14 protein-coding genes are annotated in these 17,957 nt (G+C 44.0%); 9 read left to right on the top strand and 5 right to left on the bottom strand.

All coding sequences use genetic code 11. The features are described 5' to 3' along the window. Positions 1 to 750: 750 nt before the first annotated feature. The 3 genes from B4G94_RS16240 to B4G94_RS16230 all read right to left on the bottom strand — a co-directional run bounded on the left by B4G94_RS16240 (position 751) and on the right by B4G94_RS16230 (position 3,596). Positions 751 to 1,236 (bottom strand): Rrf2 family transcriptional regulator, encoded by a 486-nt coding sequence (locus B4G94_RS16240; RefSeq protein ID WP_313533453.1) that lies wholly within the window; start codon positions 1,234 to 1,236, stop codon positions 751 to 753. Between the two features lie 68 nt (positions 1,237 to 1,304). Beyond that, positions 1,305 to 2,507, bottom strand: coding sequence for an NO-inducible flavohemoprotein (gene hmpA / locus B4G94_RS16235; RefSeq protein WP_286860137.1), 1,203 nt, complete (start codon positions 2,505 to 2,507; stop codon positions 1,305 to 1,307). Positions 2,508 to 2,768: 261 nt separating this feature from the next. Further along, on the bottom strand, positions 2,769 to 3,596 hold the full coding sequence (locus tag B4G94_RS16230; RefSeq protein ID WP_286860136.1) for a DUF4846 domain-containing protein: 828 nt from the start codon (positions 3,594 to 3,596) through the stop codon (positions 2,769 to 2,771). Between the two features lie 408 nt (positions 3,597 to 4,004). Between B4G94_RS16230 and B4G94_RS16225 the strand changes: the two genes are divergently transcribed. Next, positions 4,005 to 5,513, top strand: a complete 1,509-nt coding sequence (locus B4G94_RS16225) for an NAD(P)H-hydrate dehydratase (RefSeq protein ID WP_286860134.1) — start codon at positions 4,005 to 4,007, stop codon at positions 5,511 to 5,513. Next, complete coding sequence (locus tag B4G94_RS16220) at positions 5,510 to 5,908, top strand: GNAT family N-acetyltransferase (protein ID WP_286860132.1); 399 nt, start codon at positions 5,510 to 5,512, stop codon at positions 5,906 to 5,908. The genes B4G94_RS16225 and B4G94_RS16220 overlap by 4 nt, the downstream gene beginning before the upstream one ends. 67 nt (positions 5,909 to 5,975) lie before the next feature. Here the strand turns inward: B4G94_RS16220 and B4G94_RS16215 are convergent, their stop codons facing one another. Then, positions 5,976 to 6,563, bottom strand: a complete 588-nt coding sequence (locus tag B4G94_RS16215; RefSeq protein WP_108632222.1) for a sugar O-acetyltransferase — start codon at positions 6,561 to 6,563, stop codon at positions 5,976 to 5,978. 220 nt (positions 6,564 to 6,783) lie between these two features. Here B4G94_RS16215 and B4G94_RS16210 point away from each other — a divergent pair, with 220 nt between their 5' ends. After that, entirely contained in the window at positions 6,784 to 8,997 is a 2,214-nt protein-coding gene (locus B4G94_RS16210) for a glycosyltransferase family 4 protein (RefSeq protein WP_286860131.1), read from the top strand. On the opposite strand, the gene B4G94_RS16205 is transcribed toward B4G94_RS16210, so the two are convergent. Then, positions 8,969 to 10,453: a glycoside hydrolase family 130 protein gene (locus tag B4G94_RS16205; RefSeq protein WP_108632220.1), complete on the bottom strand. Its 1,485-nt coding sequence runs from the start codon at positions 10,451 to 10,453 to the stop codon at positions 8,969 to 8,971. The two genes, B4G94_RS16210 and B4G94_RS16205, sit on opposite strands and share 29 nt — an antisense overlap. Before the next feature lie 127 nt (positions 10,454 to 10,580). On the opposite strand from B4G94_RS16205, the gene B4G94_RS16200 reads away from it, so the two are divergent. The 6 genes from B4G94_RS16200 to B4G94_RS16175 all read left to right on the top strand — a co-directional run bounded on the left by B4G94_RS16200 (position 10,581) and on the right by B4G94_RS16175 (position 17,855). After that, the gene (locus B4G94_RS16200; RefSeq protein ID WP_286860130.1) at positions 10,581 to 12,047 is read left to right on the top strand and encodes an aminoacyl-histidine dipeptidase; all 1,467 of its coding nucleotides are present in this window, start codon (positions 10,581 to 10,583) and stop codon (positions 12,045 to 12,047) included. Between the two features lie 379 nt (positions 12,048 to 12,426). After that, positions 12,427 to 13,755, top strand: a complete 1,329-nt coding sequence (locus B4G94_RS16195) for a gluconate:H+ symporter (RefSeq protein WP_286860128.1) — start codon at positions 12,427 to 12,429, stop codon at positions 13,753 to 13,755. Between the two features lie 33 nt (positions 13,756 to 13,788). After that, positions 13,789 to 14,253, top strand: coding sequence for a RidA family protein (locus B4G94_RS16190; RefSeq protein WP_108632217.1), 465 nt, complete (start codon positions 13,789 to 13,791; stop codon positions 14,251 to 14,253). Positions 14,254 to 14,263: 10 nt separating this feature from the next. After that, a complete protein-coding gene (locus B4G94_RS16185; RefSeq protein ID WP_286860126.1) occupies positions 14,264 to 15,370 on the top strand; it encodes a D-TA family PLP-dependent enzyme in 1,107 nt (368 codons plus the stop codon). 1 nt (position 15,371) lies between these two features. Then, complete coding sequence (locus tag B4G94_RS16180; protein WP_286860125.1) at positions 15,372 to 16,463, top strand: dipeptidase; 1,092 nt, start codon at positions 15,372 to 15,374, stop codon at positions 16,461 to 16,463. A 147-nt stretch (positions 16,464 to 16,610) separates the two neighbouring features. Next, positions 16,611 to 17,855, top strand: coding sequence for an MFS transporter (locus B4G94_RS16175; RefSeq protein WP_286860123.1), 1,245 nt, complete (start codon positions 16,611 to 16,613; stop codon positions 17,853 to 17,855). Positions 17,856 to 17,957 lie beyond the last annotated feature (102 nt).

Below are 17,957 nucleotides of genomic sequence, written 5' to 3'. Positions count from 1 at the left end.
AAGCAAGCAAGCAAGCAAGCAAAGTTTAGTAGAAATATACAGCATTTGAAAAATGACATTTTTAGATTGACTCGATGCAGGGAAGGTTGTTGTATTGAAGAAAAAGGTATGGATAGAATTTTATCCATACCTTTTTTTAGTTGAAAACCATAGTTTTTACCGTATTTTATATGTTATTTTTTTATTTATATGATTTTTGTAAAGTGTTCTATTTTAAATGATAATATAATTTATTTTTGTGAATTTTGTGTCAAAGGGTGCAAATTCTGTAAGAATACTATTTTGACCAATAATGCGCATGGTCTATGTGGTTTTAACCCATAAGAAATGCGCTTTTGAACTCTGCTATTTTATCATTTTTTCGCAAATAGATCTACTCATTCACGGACTTATTCTTGATTAACGTATCGTTTACAGCTATTTAATACAGACGGTATTGGAAGGTAGGTAATAGTGTGAAGGAATTCTTTATAGCTGTTCTTTTTAGGGAGATACGGCATCAGTACCTGCTGTTATAGCTATAAGATCAAAAAGAGATAGGGTACTGGTTTGTTGGTTTTTTAACTTCGTTAAGTTGTTGTATTTCAGTTTAATTATAAAGTTTATTTATTTCTTTTGTTTATATGTGAAAATCTCAATAAAGATAGCGTGTGAAAGACTGCCACAACAAGCGGAATCCTGAGAAGGCATCCATAATGGAATGAAAAATATGTTATTTTGGACCGATGTTGTCCGCTTTTGAAAGTCGTTTTAGGTGTCTTGATCTCGAGTAATTTTGGATTTTGTCAGCAAGATTTTTCCTTTGATGAGGTCGTCGTTGAATTGACCGACGGTTGTTTTTTGAAGCATCTCGGACAGGCTGTTGCGAATGCTTTTAAATTCGTGATGTAGCGGACAGGGGTACTGTTCAGAACAGTACTCCAGGCCCATTCCGCAACCTACAAATAGATTCTCTCCGTCAATTGCTTTAACCACATCTGACAATGGAGTGGACATATCGGATGCGTCCAGATAGAATCCGCCTCCGGGGCCTTTCATGGACCGAATAATACCTGCTCGGCTTAAATTTTGCAAGATTTTACCTAAGAAAGCTTCGGGAGAATGGATATTTTCAGCAATTTCTTTTATGCCTACGCGTTTGTTTTCTTGCGAACGTTGTGCGATAAAAAAAACTGCCCGGAGACCATATTCGCATGTTTTGGAAAAAATACCCATAATCTGTTCTTGCTTTTCCACAAAGGTACAAAATCAAGAATAGCCATCCGCAATCCATGAAAAATTTACGGATGGCCATAACTATCCGCTTAACCGAGCTGTAGTGAAGCGGGCCCAAATTCTTCAAAATGAATGTTTTCGCTTTCAATGCCTCGGCTGGTCAAATACTGAAAATGCTTTGCGATAAAACCCGAAGGGCCACATAGGTAGTAGTTGGCTTTTTGCGGCAGATGCTCGGGATCTATTTTACCAAGATCCACCCAACCCGGTAGATTGTACTTATCGCTCTCCCGGAGTTCATCGTAGAAGGAGAAGCAGCTGATGTGCTCGTATTGTTCTTCCAGTGCCATGAGCCTTTCTTTAAATGCATGTAGCTCACTGTTTCTACAGCCATGGATCCAGGTGACTGCATTTTGTCCGTTGGTATTGACCAGCTGTTCCAGCATCGCCATCAATGGAGTCTGCCCGACTCCACCGCTGATAAACACATGCGGATATTTATTCTCCATCAGGTTAAAGGAACCAGTGGGTGCTGTCAATTCCAGCTGCTTACCTACTTGAAAGTATTGATGTAGGTAGTTGCTGACCATTCCTTCCGGTTTTCCAGCAGGAGTTTCTTTTTTAACAGAAATACGGAGGTATTGACCGTTACTGGCATCGGACAGACTATACTGCCGTGGTTGATATAGATGGAGTTCAGGTAGGTAAACGCGCACACTTACATACTGGCCGGCGCTATGTCTTGGAACTTTCCCACCGTCGGTCGGTGCCAGGTAAATCGATTGTATTTCTGCAGTCTCTGAAACGATTTTAACAATATTAAAAGGCTTCCAGCCTGTCCAGCCACCTTCATTTTGGACCATTTGATCATACATCTCTTTTTCGATGCCTATCATCAGATCAGCCAATTGAAAGTAAGCTACTTTCCATGCCGCTATAAGTTCTTCTGTAGCTGCATCACCCAGCACCTCGCGGATAGAGGCCAACAGATGCTTGCCTACGATCTGATAATGCTCGGGACGGATGTTAAGACTACTGTGCTTTTGTCCGATGTGTTTGATGGCAGATAAGAGTACCGTGGGATTGTCAATATGTTCTGCATAGGCCAATACTGCCGTAGCTAAGGCAGTCTGTTGTTTTGCATTTTGCTGATTGCCCATATTGAAGATATGCTTAAGCTCAGGATTGTGGGTAAACATGCGTTTGTAAAAATAGCTGGTTAGCGCGACACCGTGCTCTTTCAAAACGGGTATGGTTCCTTTGATTAAATCTTTCTGTGTTTCGGTGATCATAATAAAATATTTAAATACCTTTTTGTCTTTTATTTTTTTAAAAAAAAGGAATGAAATGTGATTTAACCTCTTTTAGAGGTTATTATTACTCCTTGATAGGATACATTTGCAAATGACTATCGAAAACAAAAATAGAAAAATTTAATAAAAGACAAAAATATCTTTTATTAAATTTTAAACGAAAACCGATACCGGATATATGGCTAACTGCCGGGCTCTATTGATTCAAAATAGGCTAATTGCCTTTGCTGAATAGGATAACTATTCCCAAGTTTTCAGGTTTTTAGCATAAAATGTCCATTCCGGAGTTTTGATTACGTCCTTGTCGATATCATACCAAGGGCTTAATTGTGGATCATTCCAATTATTCAAAAGCTGTATTTCCTGCGCGGGCATATAGCTTTGGGCGAGTAGTACGATTGTCTTGCCTTCCTTATTTTTTGCGAGATCAACGACGATAATCGCATGGCCAATGGGCGAGCCTTTCTGTATGAAAGTGTCTCCGATTTTGACTGCCTTCGTTGTTTTTACATTAGGTAATTCGTCATGTAAAGAAGCTGTATTGGCATAGGCAAAGATATACTCCATGTATTTCCAGTATTTTGCATAAGAATAGTCTCCTTTGACATAATTTGTATAACTGCGTGGCTTTCCATCCGACAGGAAGTTAAATTTAATGTCTCGATACCTTTTTTGTTGATAGAGGTAATCGGCGCGTAAGCGCATTACGGCATCGGCGCATTGATGGAGGTCGCGTTTACCAATATCCAGTTTGATAACACTATTGTAGATGTTGTTCCTGGGCTTAATTTTTCCATTATAATAACGGACCTCATGGTCTATCGGGTAGAGCGGAAGGTTTTCCAGAAAACTGCCAAAGTCTTTTGTGGTATAAGGGAGTCTTTCAAAACCACTGGGTAATGAAATTCTTGTTTTGACAGTCATTCCTGTGGGGGCAATAAACGCCTCAGTATGCTCAGCAGCGGTCTGGTCTTTGGGCTGCGATTGTGATATAGCCGAACTTGGCTGTCCACAGCCAATGAGTGCTTGTAGAGATAGTACAGCTAATAATAAATATGTTGTAGTCATATCGGGTTTTTTAGTCAATGTTTACTGCTCTACTAAGGTAACTAAAATTCAGCAGAGTGCCGAAATCGGGGCCGCCCGCTGCATTGTCCCGCATTATCCATTATTTTAAGGAGCATGGGGATAAATTTGCAACAGTAGGGGGTCTTGGAAAATTTAATTTACCTGTTTCCACAACGTTTTTCTGGCGTCAACTGATGTATTTCGTGCTGTTCAAATCAGTGCGAAAAGCCATTAAAGGTGAATGGAATACCTGAGGTACATTGAAACGTACCGGCGGTGTGAAGGAAGTGATCATAACTGCATAGTGTCCATGTCTTGGTTGTACTCTATTTTCTAAGTAAATTAGAACGGGCGTCTGTTTTCCTAAGAATCATTGACAATAGATGCCCAAAATAAAATACAACGGATATGAAGATACTTTCAGCTGCCCAGATGAGCTGGGTAGATCAGCAGACCATGAAAGATCAGGAGGTAAGCAGCCTTGACCTGATGGAACGGGCGGCAACAACTGTTTTTGATGAAATAAAGCAGTTATACCCACGTTTGGCGCATCATACGTTTTATATTTTCTGTGGTAAAGGCAATAACGGGGGCGACGGATTGGTATTGGCCAGGCTCCTGGATCAGCAGCAGGCTCAAGTCAATGTGTATTTAGTTGATGCGATGGATTATTCAACCGCTAATTTGGCGAATCAAAAACGCCTGCCTGCCCACCTTATTCAGAAGATTAGTCCCGACACTCAGGTTCATATTCCTGCTGGGGCAATCGTCTTGGATTGCTTGTTCGGTTACGGACTGAAACGTCCGCTTGCCGAAGAATGGCGTAGCCTTATCACTGGTATTAATTGTTGTACCGGGCCAATTTATGCAATAGATATGCCTTCAGGGCTGTTAAGTGACGGGCCAACAGCAGCTGAGGCCCCCGTCATACAAGCAGATGTGGTGTATACATTCCAGTCACCTAAACTGGGATTGTTAATGCCCGGTAATAGCAGGTGGGCCAAAGCATTCCGTGTATTGGATATCGGGCTGAGCAGATCTGCTCTTGAGCAGGTTGATACCATATTTCATTATATTGATTTGGCATTGTTAGGCCCGTTCTACCGGAAACGGAATAAATTTGACCATAAAGGGACGTTTGGGCATAGCCTGATTATTGGTGGCAGCAGGGGAAAGATGGGTGCGGTGCAATTGGCACTGAAAGCAGCTCTGCGCTCGGGATGCGGGCTGGCTTCTGCTTATATTCCTTCCTGTGGATATACCAGCATTCAAACGGCTGTCCCTGAAGCGATGGTAATAAGTGATCCCGAAGAAGAAATGATTACGCAGTTTCCCGATACTCCTACCTTTCAGTCTATTGGTGTCGGAATTGGTATGGGGACGGCACAGTATACGATTGATGCTTTCAAGGTATTTATTATGCAGGGGCTTGATACTGCTTTGGTATTGGACGCTGATGCATTGAATATACTGGCACAGGATCGCGACTTATGGCAATTTGTTCCGAAGGGCAGTATATTGACTCCGCATCCGAAAGAGCTGAGCAGGATACTGGGAACTTGGCAGAATGATTTTGAAAAACTTGAGAAAGTGAAGGCCTTTGCGGAGGAATACCAGCTTTATATTTTGATAAAAGGTGCCAATAGTGCAATCGTTACTCCTGATGGCACAGTCTATTTCAATAGCACGGGCAATGTGGGGATGGCTACGGGGGGAAGCGGAGATATTTTGACAGGGATATTGACAGCTTTGCTAGGCCAGGGCTATTCTTCGCAGGAAACCTTGATTATGGGGGTATATTTACACGGCAGGGCGGCGGATATTGCGGTGCAGACGCTAGGCGTTTATTCTTTATTACCTTCGGATATCATTAGTCACCTCCCCGCTGCATTCTTAGAACTGGAGAAACAGTTATGACGGATTGGTATATTGAACAGGTATTTGCGGCTCGTACCTGGAAACTTCGAAAGGAAGTTTTTAGTTCAAAAGGGAATCTGTCGGAGGTCATGCTGGACGGGGATTTTGAGGCATCTCATTTTGCGGCATACAGTGAAAACGAAGTTGTCGGTGTGCTCAGCCTGAGGCGTTCAGAAAACGATTATGAAATTCTTTATTTTGCTGTCCATCCCGATTTTAGGAGACGGGGAGTGGGCAGTGCCTTGCTGCGTTATACAGTGCAATTTATCAAAACCTTCAATGGTCATCGTCTTTTTGTTCAGATGGATGTGGAGCATCAGCATTTTTGGACACGAAATGGATTTGTTCCGGTGAAAGAATCGGGTAAGCCGGACCGATTTCGAAAAATAGTCTGAGCAGGCATTTAACAATAAGTTTTGACTAACCTCAGGTCCTCATTTCCAGCGGCGGTCTTTATGCTGCCTAAATGTTGGTGTAATCAATCTGGTCTGCCGCTGTAATCGGGCGGATGACGCGACATGGATTTCCTGCCGCAATGACATCAGCAGGGATATCTTTTGTAACCACCGAACCGGAGCCAATTACCGAATTTCTTCCGATACGTACACCGGGGTTGACCACTACTTGTCCGCCGATCCATACATTGTCTTCGATAACGATAGCTGCGGAAAATTCCCAACCCTGATTTCTTGTTTCAAAATAAATCGGATGACCTGCAGTAAAAAGACTGACGTTTGGCCCGAACAGGACATTTGCACCAATTGTCACAGGTGCGCCGTCCAAAATGGTGCAGTTGTAATTGCTGTAAAAGTTCTCACCAATGGAGATGTTATAGCCATAATCGCAACGAAACGGTGGTTCCAGAAAGAAACGGCTACCTGTCGTTTTAAATAGCTTTTGAATGATCTGCTTTCTGAATTTGATCTGTTTGGGTTCGGAGTCATTGAAACGTTTGAGCTCTTCTTTCGCAAATTGCCTCTCTTTAAATAGTTGTCCATCCGTATCGATATAAGGGATGCCCGCAATCATTTTCTCCTTTGGTGATTTCATTCAGTCAATATTTTTGATCTCGCGCAAATATACGGGAAGTTTTTTTTAGGCACTACATGGACAGTTAAAATTAAACTGTCGTTTATGGGCTGAATTTATTCTTTCTGGATGAAATAATATGCTCTTTACAAACAATTTGCTACTGAGAAGCATTTAGATAATGGAACACACAGAATGCTATTGTCTTCACGGAAGGCTTTTATTCAAAACAATCATTTCAATGAAAATCGCTTATATCAGTACCTATTTACCCAAAGAATGTGGTATCGCAACCTTCACTTCAGATCTGCTGCATGCAGTGGCCCTACACAATCAGGATCTGACCCAGCACGTTATTGCCGTTGCTGATCGAGATTATCTTTATCCAAGTGAAGTGGTTTTTACCATTGACCAGCACCATCAGCTTTCCTACATCGAAGCTGCCAACTACATCAATGACAATGGTTACGACTGCGTCGTACTTGAACACGAATATGGTATTTTCGGAGGGAATAGCGGTATGTATATTCTTTCGCTCATTAATGCGCTTCATATTCCGCTGTTGGTAAATTTTCATACCATTCTGGAGAAACCGAATGTCGACGAGAAGGCGATCTTGATAGAATTGGTCAAACGCGCTTCCATCGTTGTTGTCATGAGCAATTACGCGATTACACTGTTGAAATCTGTCTATCGTGTCAATACCGCAAAAGTGAGGCTCATCCATCACGGGGTACCTGAGTTTCGCCTTAGTCAGGAAGAAGCCAAAGCGCAGGTGGGGCTTTCAGGTAAAAAGATTTTATTGACTTTCGGGTTCATCGGACGGAATAAGGGAATTGAAACCGTAATTGAGTCTCTTGACGAGGTGGTTAAAGACGAACCTGATCTTTTGTATTTGATCGTTGGGAAGACGCACCCCAATGTACTGGCCCATTCCGGAGAAGAATACCGTGATTATCTCAAGAGCTTGATTGATGCATATAATTTGGAAGAACATGTGCAATTTGTCAATTCTTTTGTCAGCCAGTTGGACCTCGTTACCTACCTGTCGGCCTGCGATGTGTATGTGACTCCTTATGTCAACGAAGCGCAAATCACTAGCGGAACACTATCTTATGCCATCGGGGCGGGGGCTGCAGTGGTATCTACGCCCTATTGGCATGCCAAAGAGCTGTTGGCAGATGGTCGTGGCGTACTGGTAGACTTTAAAAATCCTGTCCAGATGGCGAGGACCTTGACGGCATTATTTAGCAATCAGGAATACCGTATGACCCTGCGCGACAATGCCCGAAACTTTGGTAGGGAGATGACCTGGCGAAATATCGGACTTCGCTACACCCGGCTTTTGGATAAGGTAGTGCCTTCACTGGATGGTTTCAAAGAAAATGTCACTTTTTCTAAAGATGAAATGCCCAAGTTCAGCTGGAAGCATATCGATCGGCTGACCAACCAGGTTGGTATTTTGCAGCATGCGACCTATTCGTTGCCCAATTACAAAGAGGGGTATTGCCTGGATGACAATGCGCGTGCACTATTGGTCACTTTATTGGCACAGCGTGACTTTTCAGATAAAAGACTAGACCGTCGTATCTCCACCTATCTGAGTTACATCTACTATCATCAGCGGGAAGACGGGCTGTTTCATAATTTCATGAGCTTTCAGCATAATTTTCTCGATGAAGTCGGATCAGAGGATTCTTTTGGCCGAACGATCTGGGCTTTGGGGGTACTGCTCCGGGAAACAAAGCTGACAAGCTATTATCAGTTGGGGCATGAACTGTTTTTTAGATCTGTGCCAAATTTTCGTCAGCTGCGGTCCAATCGGGCCATTGCATATACCATACTCGGTATCGCGGAGTATTTGCATCATCAGTCGAATGACGAAGTCATGATCGAATTGATGCGGGAACTGGTCGGCAAGTTGATGCGGGAATATGAGGCAAGTTCGGATGACAACTGGCAATGGTTTGAGGCTGTACTGGCCTATGACAATGCTATTTTGCCTTATGCTTTACTGACAGCCTATCCATTTCTCAACGATGAGGCAGTGAAACAATTGGGCTTATCGACCCTGACATTTCTGGAGAGCATTACCGTTCAGAATGGCGCTCTTTCGCTGGTCGGCAATCAGGACTGGGCAAAACAGGGAAAACACATCAGCAAATTCGGTCAGCAGCCGCTTGATGTCACAGCGATGGTGTTTATGTACCGCGAAGCATTTCGTCTGACTAACAAAAAGGTCTATTTTGCCCGTATGATTGCTTCATTCCGCTGGTTTTTAGGTGAGAATGATCTAAAGCTTGGACTTTACGACGAAGAAACCAAAGGCTGCTGCGATGGCCTTGAATCTTATGGAATCAATAGAAACCAGGGGGCCGAAAGCACCCTGTGTTTCTATCTTGCCTATATTATCGTTTACGGTGCTTTTATTGATAGCGCTCAGGATTCAAAATAGCAAGCAGCAAGTCTTCCAGGTTGATTGTCGCATAGGTGGATGCATAGTCAGACATCGCGTAAGGCAAAATCAGCTGTTCATTATGAACCAGTGCACCACAGGAATAAATGACGTTAGGGACGTAGCCTTCGCGCTCCTCGTCATTGGGAGTCATCAAGGGGCTGTGAAGACGGCCTATTTCCACATGCGGGTTGTCCAGGTCCAGTAAGGCTGCGCCGAGGACATACTCGCGCATCGGGCCGACGGCATGTGTCAGGATCAGCCAGCCGTACTTGGTCTCTATCGGCGATCCGCAATTGCCTATCTGCACATATTCATAGGCATATTCAGGTTGCTGAATCCTAATCGCTGTTTCCTGCCAGATATTGATGTTATTGGAATAGGCGATATAGTTGTTTTCACCATCAATACGGCACAGCATCGCATACCTGCCGTTGATTTTTCGGGGAAAGAGTGCTGCGCCTTTATTGGCGATCTCCCCATAGATCGGTTTTACCTTGAAATGGTAGAAATCTTTGGTGGTCAAAAGCTTGGGGAGTATGCTGAATCCGTCGTAGGCCGTGTAGGTCGCATAATAGATGCTTTCTCCTTTTTCATCCTTAAACTGTACAAAACGAGCGTCCTCGATGCCTCTTTTTTCTGTATCCGCAATCGGGAAGATGACCCGTTCGGAAATGGAGGTGTCCAGTGAAAATGTCATTTCATAATGGGATGAGGCCAGCCATAGTGCCTGTTGTAAAAAGGTGATGTTTTCGAGGTTTTCTTCGCTATCCCGTCTGACCTCGTCTATATAACGCTTGAGTTCCTCATAAGTAAACGTTGCTGTCAATTTTTGCTCAAGCTTCATTTTCACTTCCGTAGGTTCGGCATGGAGCTCGTTCATCTTTTTTAAGAAGGACTCCTTATGATAACGGTGGTTTTTGACCTGAATTGGTTTGTCTAGCAAATTACCGATATAATCTATATGGATATTATTATCCAGGTCAAGCGTTCCGGCGCGAAAAACAATCGAAGATACATGGCCTTCACCCGTGGCCCTAAAGCTCAGTATGACCCGTTTTTCACCTTTAAAGAGCTCGGTCTGATCCGGGTGTTCTACAATGGAAGGATTAAAAAGCGCTGCGGATTCAATGGAATACTCCATCGTAAAGTATGAACCGATCAACAGCTTGTCCAATTGGCTGAGTTTATCTTTCGGAAAAGGAACTTTCTCCAGTAAATGGCTCACTCGTTCAAAATTACGTTCAAAAATGTTGATAATGCTACGATGTCTTTTTGTATAGCTACGGAGAATCTGACCAAAAACCTCTTTGCGCTCGGATTCGCTCAGTCCCAGGGTGCGTTTGATGACCTTGACGGTACGCTCGTCACCGAGAGAGAAAAATCTGGCTAATACCCTTTTCTTGTCCGGTTTGAAATAAATGTCTTTTCGATCTACTTTTACAGGTTTATGCATTTCAGCGTTTTTCAAGTTTACACGCTATAAGAACGATCAGCGGCGGGTTTTTGTTTTTATAAGCTTCGGATAAAGACAGGATATGTTGTAAAAATGGAGTAACTTTGACAGATACAAATTTTTAGATATGGCTGAAAATAGTTTAGATAAATTAGAACCAAAAGCAATTTGGAAAAATTTTGCTGCCCTGAATGCTGTTCCACGGGCCTCGAAAAAAGAGGAACGTGTCATTTCATTTATGGTAGATTTCGGAAAATCACTGGGATTAGTGACCAGCGTGGACGAAATAGGGAATGTGCTGATCAAGAAACCTGCAAGTGCGGGTATGGAAGACCGCAAGACAATCGTATTGCAGTCGCACTTGGATATGGTTCACCAAAAGAATAACGATACCGTTTTTGACTTCGATAATGAAGGGATCAAAATGTATGTGGACGGCGATTGGGTAAAAGCCGAAGGAACCACTTTGGGGGCAGATAACGGTCTGGGGGTTGCGACCATCATGTCCATTTTAGAATCAGCGGAAATCGTTCATCCGGCTATTGAAGCCTTGTTTACCATCGACGAAGAAACCGGAATGACTGGGGCGTTAGGATTAAAAGGCGGTGTCCTGTCGGGTGAGATCCTATTGAACCTCGATACTGAAAATGACAATGAGATCGACATTGGCTGTGCGGGTGGTATTGATGTTACAGCAACACAATCCTATGCAGCAGAGGCGTGCCCTTCAGATGCCATATCTTTTGAACTTACGGTAAAAGGATTGCATGGCGGGCATTCAGGTATGGATATCCATAAGGGCTTTGCAAATGCCAATAAAGTGATGAACCGACTTTTGTTTAAGGCCAATGAACGCTATGGATTACGTATTGCGTCTTTATTGGGCGGCAGCCTTCGCAATGCGATCCCAAGAGAAAGCGTAGCCAAAGTTGTCATAAATAAAGACAAATCGCCTGCATTCGTTGCGGAACTGACACAATTGGCACAGGAAATCAAATTTGAATTTGCCACGACCGAGCCCCTGATGGAAATCGTCGTACAGCCAAGCGATGCAGTTCATGCCACCGTTGTTCCTGTCCGTGTACAGGAGAATTTAATCAATTGCGTTTATGCTGCATTGAACGGTGTGTACCGTGTCAGTGCGGATTTCGAGGACCTGGTCGAAACATCCAACAATATTGCTAAAGTTGAAGTGGGGGATGGGCAGATAGCTATAAAATGTTTGACCCGTTCTTCGGTCGAAACTTCCAAGTTTGATCTGGCACATTCTTTACAGGCAGCCTTTGAATTAGGTGGTTTTGCCGTGGCATTCTCCGGCAGTTATCCAGGATGGGCGCCCAACCCGAATTCCGAAATCTTGGAGCTGCTTAAATCCATTTATATGAAACAACATGGCGAGGCTCCGGAAGTTGTCGCCTGTCATGCCGGATTAGAATGTGGCATATTGGGCACAAACTACCCTGGTATGGACATGATTTCCTTTGGACCCACGATATTGGGTGCACACTCACCGGCAGAACGTGCTTCCATATCTTCTGTTCAGAAATATTGGCAATTTGTGCTCGAAATACTAAGAGAGATTCCACGTAAATAAGATACTATTATATATTGTGACAATAGCTGCTTAGACGATCGTATCAACATACGAAGGGCTGTTTAAAAAAGTTGATGTGTACCCTAGAGGTTTTTACCTATATCCCGGGATATATCAACGATTTGGACAGCCCTTTCTTTTACAGCTGTACTCACCCCCAAGTGCCGAGGATTCAGGCCATGTCACCGTTCTTTATCCATTAAACGCACTTAAAAAAACACCTTGGTTATGATGCCCTTCTTTAGCAATATCCTCAATTATTTTTTTGTCTTCCTTGCAGAAAACGAAAAATAATTGTACTTTCAGGATGAAAAAATGATTTACTAGACCAAAATTTTATTAAATCTCTCCTATGAGGGATTGACCTAATATTGATATAATGACCATAATCCTCATTGTAATCAGCATTTGTTTGCTCATCCTCTGCATTACTTATTTTAAAATTAATGCGTTTCTTTCGTTTTTATTGGTTTCGATTCTTAGCGGACTGTGTTTGGGCATTGCACCGGATCAGCTGGTCGGTACCGTCGAAAAAGGGATCGCGGGCGTTATGGGTAGCCTGACCCTGATTATCGTGCTGGGTGCCATGTTGGGCAAGATTGTCGCCGAGAGTGGTGCAGCCGAAATCATTGCTGTACAGATGGTCCGACTAATGGGGGAGAAATACCTGCAATGGGGATTGATGCTAACGGGCTTCGTAGTGGGGATTCCCTTGTTCTATGGGGTTGGTTTCGTACTGTTGGTACCCCTGATTTTTTCGGTCTCCTATCGGTACAAATTGCCGGCCGTGTACATTGGCTTACCCATGTTGGCTGCATTATCGGTAACACATGGATTTATTCCACCCCATCCTTCACCTGTTGCATTGGTGGCACTTTTTCATGCAGATATGGGGCTGACATTGATTTATGGTCTTTTGATCGCTATTCCGGCGATTGTATTAGGAGGACCTATTTTCGGCCGCCGCCTGCGGAATATGCTCCCGAGTCAAGAATCAATCTTTCGGCAGGAAAAAACAGTTGATCAACAGGCGTATAAGCAGCCTACCGTTGTTACCAGCTTGGCAGTAGCCTTGTTACCTGTCCTATTGATTATTTTATTTACCCTTATACCTTATATATACCATACCGATGACACGACAGTACAGCGCTGGCTGAAATTTATAGGCAGTCCAACAGCCGTGATGGTCATTGCTATAGTTATAGCCACCTACTTATTGGGGTTGAAACTTGGCCGATCCATGGTCAAAGTTATGTCAATCTATGAGTCGGCCGTCAGGGATATCGCAGTGATCCTGCTGATCATTGCCGGATCGGGCGTATTCAAACAGGTCATGGAAGATAGCGGCGTGAGCTTGTTGTTGGCCAATACCTTACAGCAGCTTCCGATTTCACCCTTGCTACTAGCGTGGTTAATTACCGCGGTCATAAGAGGTTGCGTGGGGTCGGCAACAGTTGCCGCACTGACAGCTGCGGGCGTTTTATTGCCGATTGTTACAGCGGGCAAGGTTGACCCCAATCTGATGGTATTGGCAATCGGGGCCGGAAGCCTCATGTTTTCCCATGTCAACGATGCGGGCTTCTGGCTGTTTAAGGAGTATTTTGGCCTGAGTGTCAAGGATACTTTATTTTCCTGGTCGATTATGGAAGCCATCGTTTCCATTGTCGGGCTTGTCGCTGTTTTGCTATTGCAAATTATTTTATATTAGCTCATATATTTTTAAACATTAAAATCATTCACGATGTACAACGCAGATGAACAATTCGAAAAATTAGGTTTGACACTACCACCGGCACCGGCACCTAAAGGTGTATATAAACCCTACGTTATCGATGGCAAGTATCTTTATCTTTCTGGACACGGACCGGTACAGGACGATGCTTCCCTGATTATTGGACGGATTGGTAGCGATATCAGCCCCGAGGATGGAAAACTTGCGGCCAGACAAGTGGGATTGACCATGTTATCGACAATCAAAACTAATTTGGGCTCCTTGAATAAAATTAAACGGGTTATTAAAGTATTGGGTATGGTCAACTGTACATCCGATTTTCTGTATCATCCCGGGGTAATCAATGGCTGTAGTGAGTTGTTCGCAGCGGTATGGGGGGAGGAAAATGGAATCGGTACACGTAGTGCGGTCGGATTTGGCTCTTTACCGGATAATATCCCTGTTGAAATAGAAGCGCTATTCGAGTTATATTAATCGGTGGATTATGGAAAATTGGTATCGGGTACAAAATGCGGATCAGGTAGATTCCCCGGCACTGCTGGTGTATCCTGATCGTATTGTTCGGAATATAGAAAGGGCACTGAAATTTGTCAATGGGGATGCCGGCCGTTTACGGGCACATATCAAAACCAACAAATGTAGGGAGGTCTGTCAGTTATTGTTGGACAGCGGGATCAGCAAATTCAAATGTGCGACCATCGCTGAAGCCGAACTTCTTGGTATGGTCGGAGCGAAGGATGTTTTATTGGCTTATCAGCCAGTAGGACCAAAGATAGACCGTTTGCTACATTTGATCGAAGCATTTCCCAATACACATTATGCTTGTCTGGTAGACAATGCCGATTCAGCGCATGAGCTATCAGCGCGAGGGCTGCAAAATGGCAGGCCTCTTGCAATTTACATCGATGTTAATGTCGGTATGGGACGTACCGGGACTTCTATCGCCCAAATAGAGCGTCTTGTGCTTGATATTCAGTTACTGGATGGCATTCATTTGATGGGTGTACATGGCTATGATGGACATATTCATGATAAAGATCATCAAGTTCGTGAACAACAAAGCCAGCAGGCATATCGTGTACTTGAAATGGCCTATCTGATGGCGCAGGGTTCTACTTCTACACCGCTGACAAAGGTGATCGGCGGATCACCCAGTTTTCCGTTCCATGCCGAACGTGACGATGTGGAATGCAGTCCCGGAACCTTTGTGTTCTGGGATTTTGGTTACGCCGAAAATTATGCCGAACAGGACTTTCTGGTAGCCGCTGTGTTGCTGACACGTGTTGTTTCCATCGTGGATCATAAGCATCTGTGTCTGGATCTGGGTTACAAGTCCGTTGCAAGTGAATCGCCGCAGCCCCGTGTCAAATTTTTTGACCGGCGGATCGAAACGATCAAAATGCAGAGTGAGGAGCATCTTGTCGTTGAAGTGCGGGACAGTACCGATTTTAAGATTGGCGATGAGCTATATTGTGTGCCACGGCACATCTGTCCGACAGTCGCCTGTTATGACGAGGTGCAGGTAGTTGATAAAGGAGCTGCTGATCGGGTCTGGAAGGTATTGGCTCGAAGTAAAAAGATAAATTATTGATATGTACGAATTTGAAATGCCTTTTGTGGTTGATGCACACCTCGATTTGAGCATGAACGCCATGGAATGGAACCGGGATCTCCGGCTGCCCATTCAGGAATTGAACCGGCGGGAGGAGGGTATGAACGATAAACCCGACCGGGCAAAAGCGACGGTTACTTTTGACGAACTACGCAAGGGGAATATCGGTATGGTCGTGGCAACGCAGATTGCGCGCTTTGTTCGCCCCGATAGTCCATTGCCAGGCTGGTATTCAGCAGAGCAGGCCTGGGCGCAGACACAGGGACAATTAGCCTGGTACAAGGCCATGGAAGCTGACGGGCACATGAAGATGATCAAAACAAAGGCCGATTTGGATCAACATCGTGCATTGTGGGCTCAGGGAACGGATCATTCAAATAAGCCCATCGGTTACTTGTTGAGTCTGGAAGGTGCCGATTCTTTGGTTGATGTCAGTTATGTGGAAGTCGCCTATAATTATGGTTTGCGGGCGATCGGCCCGGCGCATTATGGGCCGGGGAGGTATGCGAATGGAACCGATTCCTCCGGTAAGCTCAATGCGCAAGGGGTGCAGTTATTGAAGGAAATGGAACGATTGGGCATGATTCTGGATGCCACACATCTCAATGACGATGCTTTTTGGGATGCCATGGGACAGTATGGCGGTGCGATCTGGGCCAGCCACAACAATTGCCGGAAGTTTGTGGATCACAATCGGCAGTTCAGCGATGAGATGATCAGGATTTTAGTGGACAAGGGAGCTGTTATCGGTGTAGCTTTGGATGCCTGGATGATGGTGCCCAACTGGGTGCGCGGTACATCTGACCCGAAATCCAGCAACTGCTCGATGGAAATTATGGCCGATAACATCGATCATATCTGCCAATTGGCTGGTAATGTCAATCATGTTGGCGTAGGAAGTGATTTAGATGGAGCGTTCGGCCGGGAGCAATGTCCTTATGATCTGGAGACCATTGCTGATATCCAAAAGGTTTTTGGCTTATTGAAGCAGCGCGGGTACAGCGATGCTGATCTGACAAAAATTGCCAGTCAAAACTGGTTGGATTTTATGCGGAAGGCCCTGCCGGAGTAATAAGAGGGCAGCAGCTTCAAGTTAACTATTTGATGACAGAAAAAAGGGATTACGGTAAGCAGATCGTTACAATAGGGCCTGCTTACCCGATAGATATGTCTTCGAAATAAATGATATATTCGTAAACAGAAACAATTCTAAACCGTTATGACGCTTACCTTACGCCTCCAGTTATCCCTGATGATGTTTTTGGAATATTTTATCAAAGGAGCCTGGTTTGTTACTTTAGGTACCTATCTGATCAAATCCCTGAATGCATCGGGAATGGAAGTTGCTAATATATTTTCTACGCAGTCGCTGGGTGCAGTATTTGCCCCTTTTTTTGTTGGTTTTGTCGCAGACCGTTATTTTAATGCGGAGCGGGTGCTCGCGGTTTTACACCTCTTGGGGGCGGCTTTGCTTTATGGGATGTCTCAAGCACCCGATGCCAGCCATTTTTACCCCTACGTCTTTGTCTATTTTATGGCCTATATGTCGTCACTTTCGCTTTCCAATGGTATTGCTTTTCGACATATCGCGGATGCTAAAAAGTATTTCCCGGGGATCCGGGTATGGGGAACAATCGGCTGGATCTGTTCAGGTCTTGTGATCAGCTATCTATTCCGCTGGGATAGTCCCGAGGCAATAAGCCGGGGAGCCTTGCATAATACCTTTATTATGGGTGCTGTCTGTTCCGTGCTTTTGGCGCTATTTAGCTTGTTTCTTCCTAAAACTCCACCGCAGATACGGGTAAAAGATGAAAAATTTGATTTTGGAAAAGCCATCGGGCTGGATGCGCTGGGGCTGTTAAAACAAAAGAGTTTCTTGATCTTTTTTGTTACGGCCATAGTGATCTGCATTCCGATTTCGTTTTATTACCAAAATGCCAACCCCTTTTTGGTCAATGTCGGTATGCCCAATCCTACTGCAAAAATGGCATTGGGGCAGTTTTCAGAAGCGATCTGTTTGCTGTTGATTCCATTTTTCTTTAGACGTTTAGGGTATAAGAAAATGATTTTATTGGGTATTGCCGCATGGGCATTACGATACCTGTTCTTTGCTTTTGGGGATGGACAGGAAAAGGCCTTTCTGCTTATCTTTGGTATCGTTTTACATGGAATCTGTTATGATTTTATGTTTGTCGTCGGGCAGATCTATACCGATCGGATTGCAGGAGAGAAATATAAAGCTTCGGCGCAGGGACTGATTACGATTGCAATGTATGGTGTGGGGATGCTGATTGGATTCTGGGTTGCCGGTGGGGTTTCAGATTACCTCAAAGTGGTCTATGCTGATCAATTCTGGGAGTACCTATGGTTTATACCGGCAGGAATTTCATTTTTCTGTCTGCTGCTGTTTGCTGTTTTTTTCAAAGAAGAAAAAACGGTTGAGACAGTAGAAGATATAAAGTAATTCTAGCAAAGTAGCGAAAAAGGCTGCTCCAACGCTGAACTGGCCTTCAAAAGTACTTATTTTACTTTTGGGGATCATTCCGGTTTTTTGAACAGCCTTTTT

The organism is Sphingobacterium sp. UBA7625 (genome assembly GCF_002484085.1).
In the GTDB taxonomy this organism is placed as follows: Bacteria; Bacteroidota; Bacteroidia; order Sphingobacteriales; family Sphingobacteriaceae; genus Sphingobacterium; species Sphingobacterium athyrii.
This window is presented reverse-complemented; position numbering and strand designations above follow the sequence as displayed.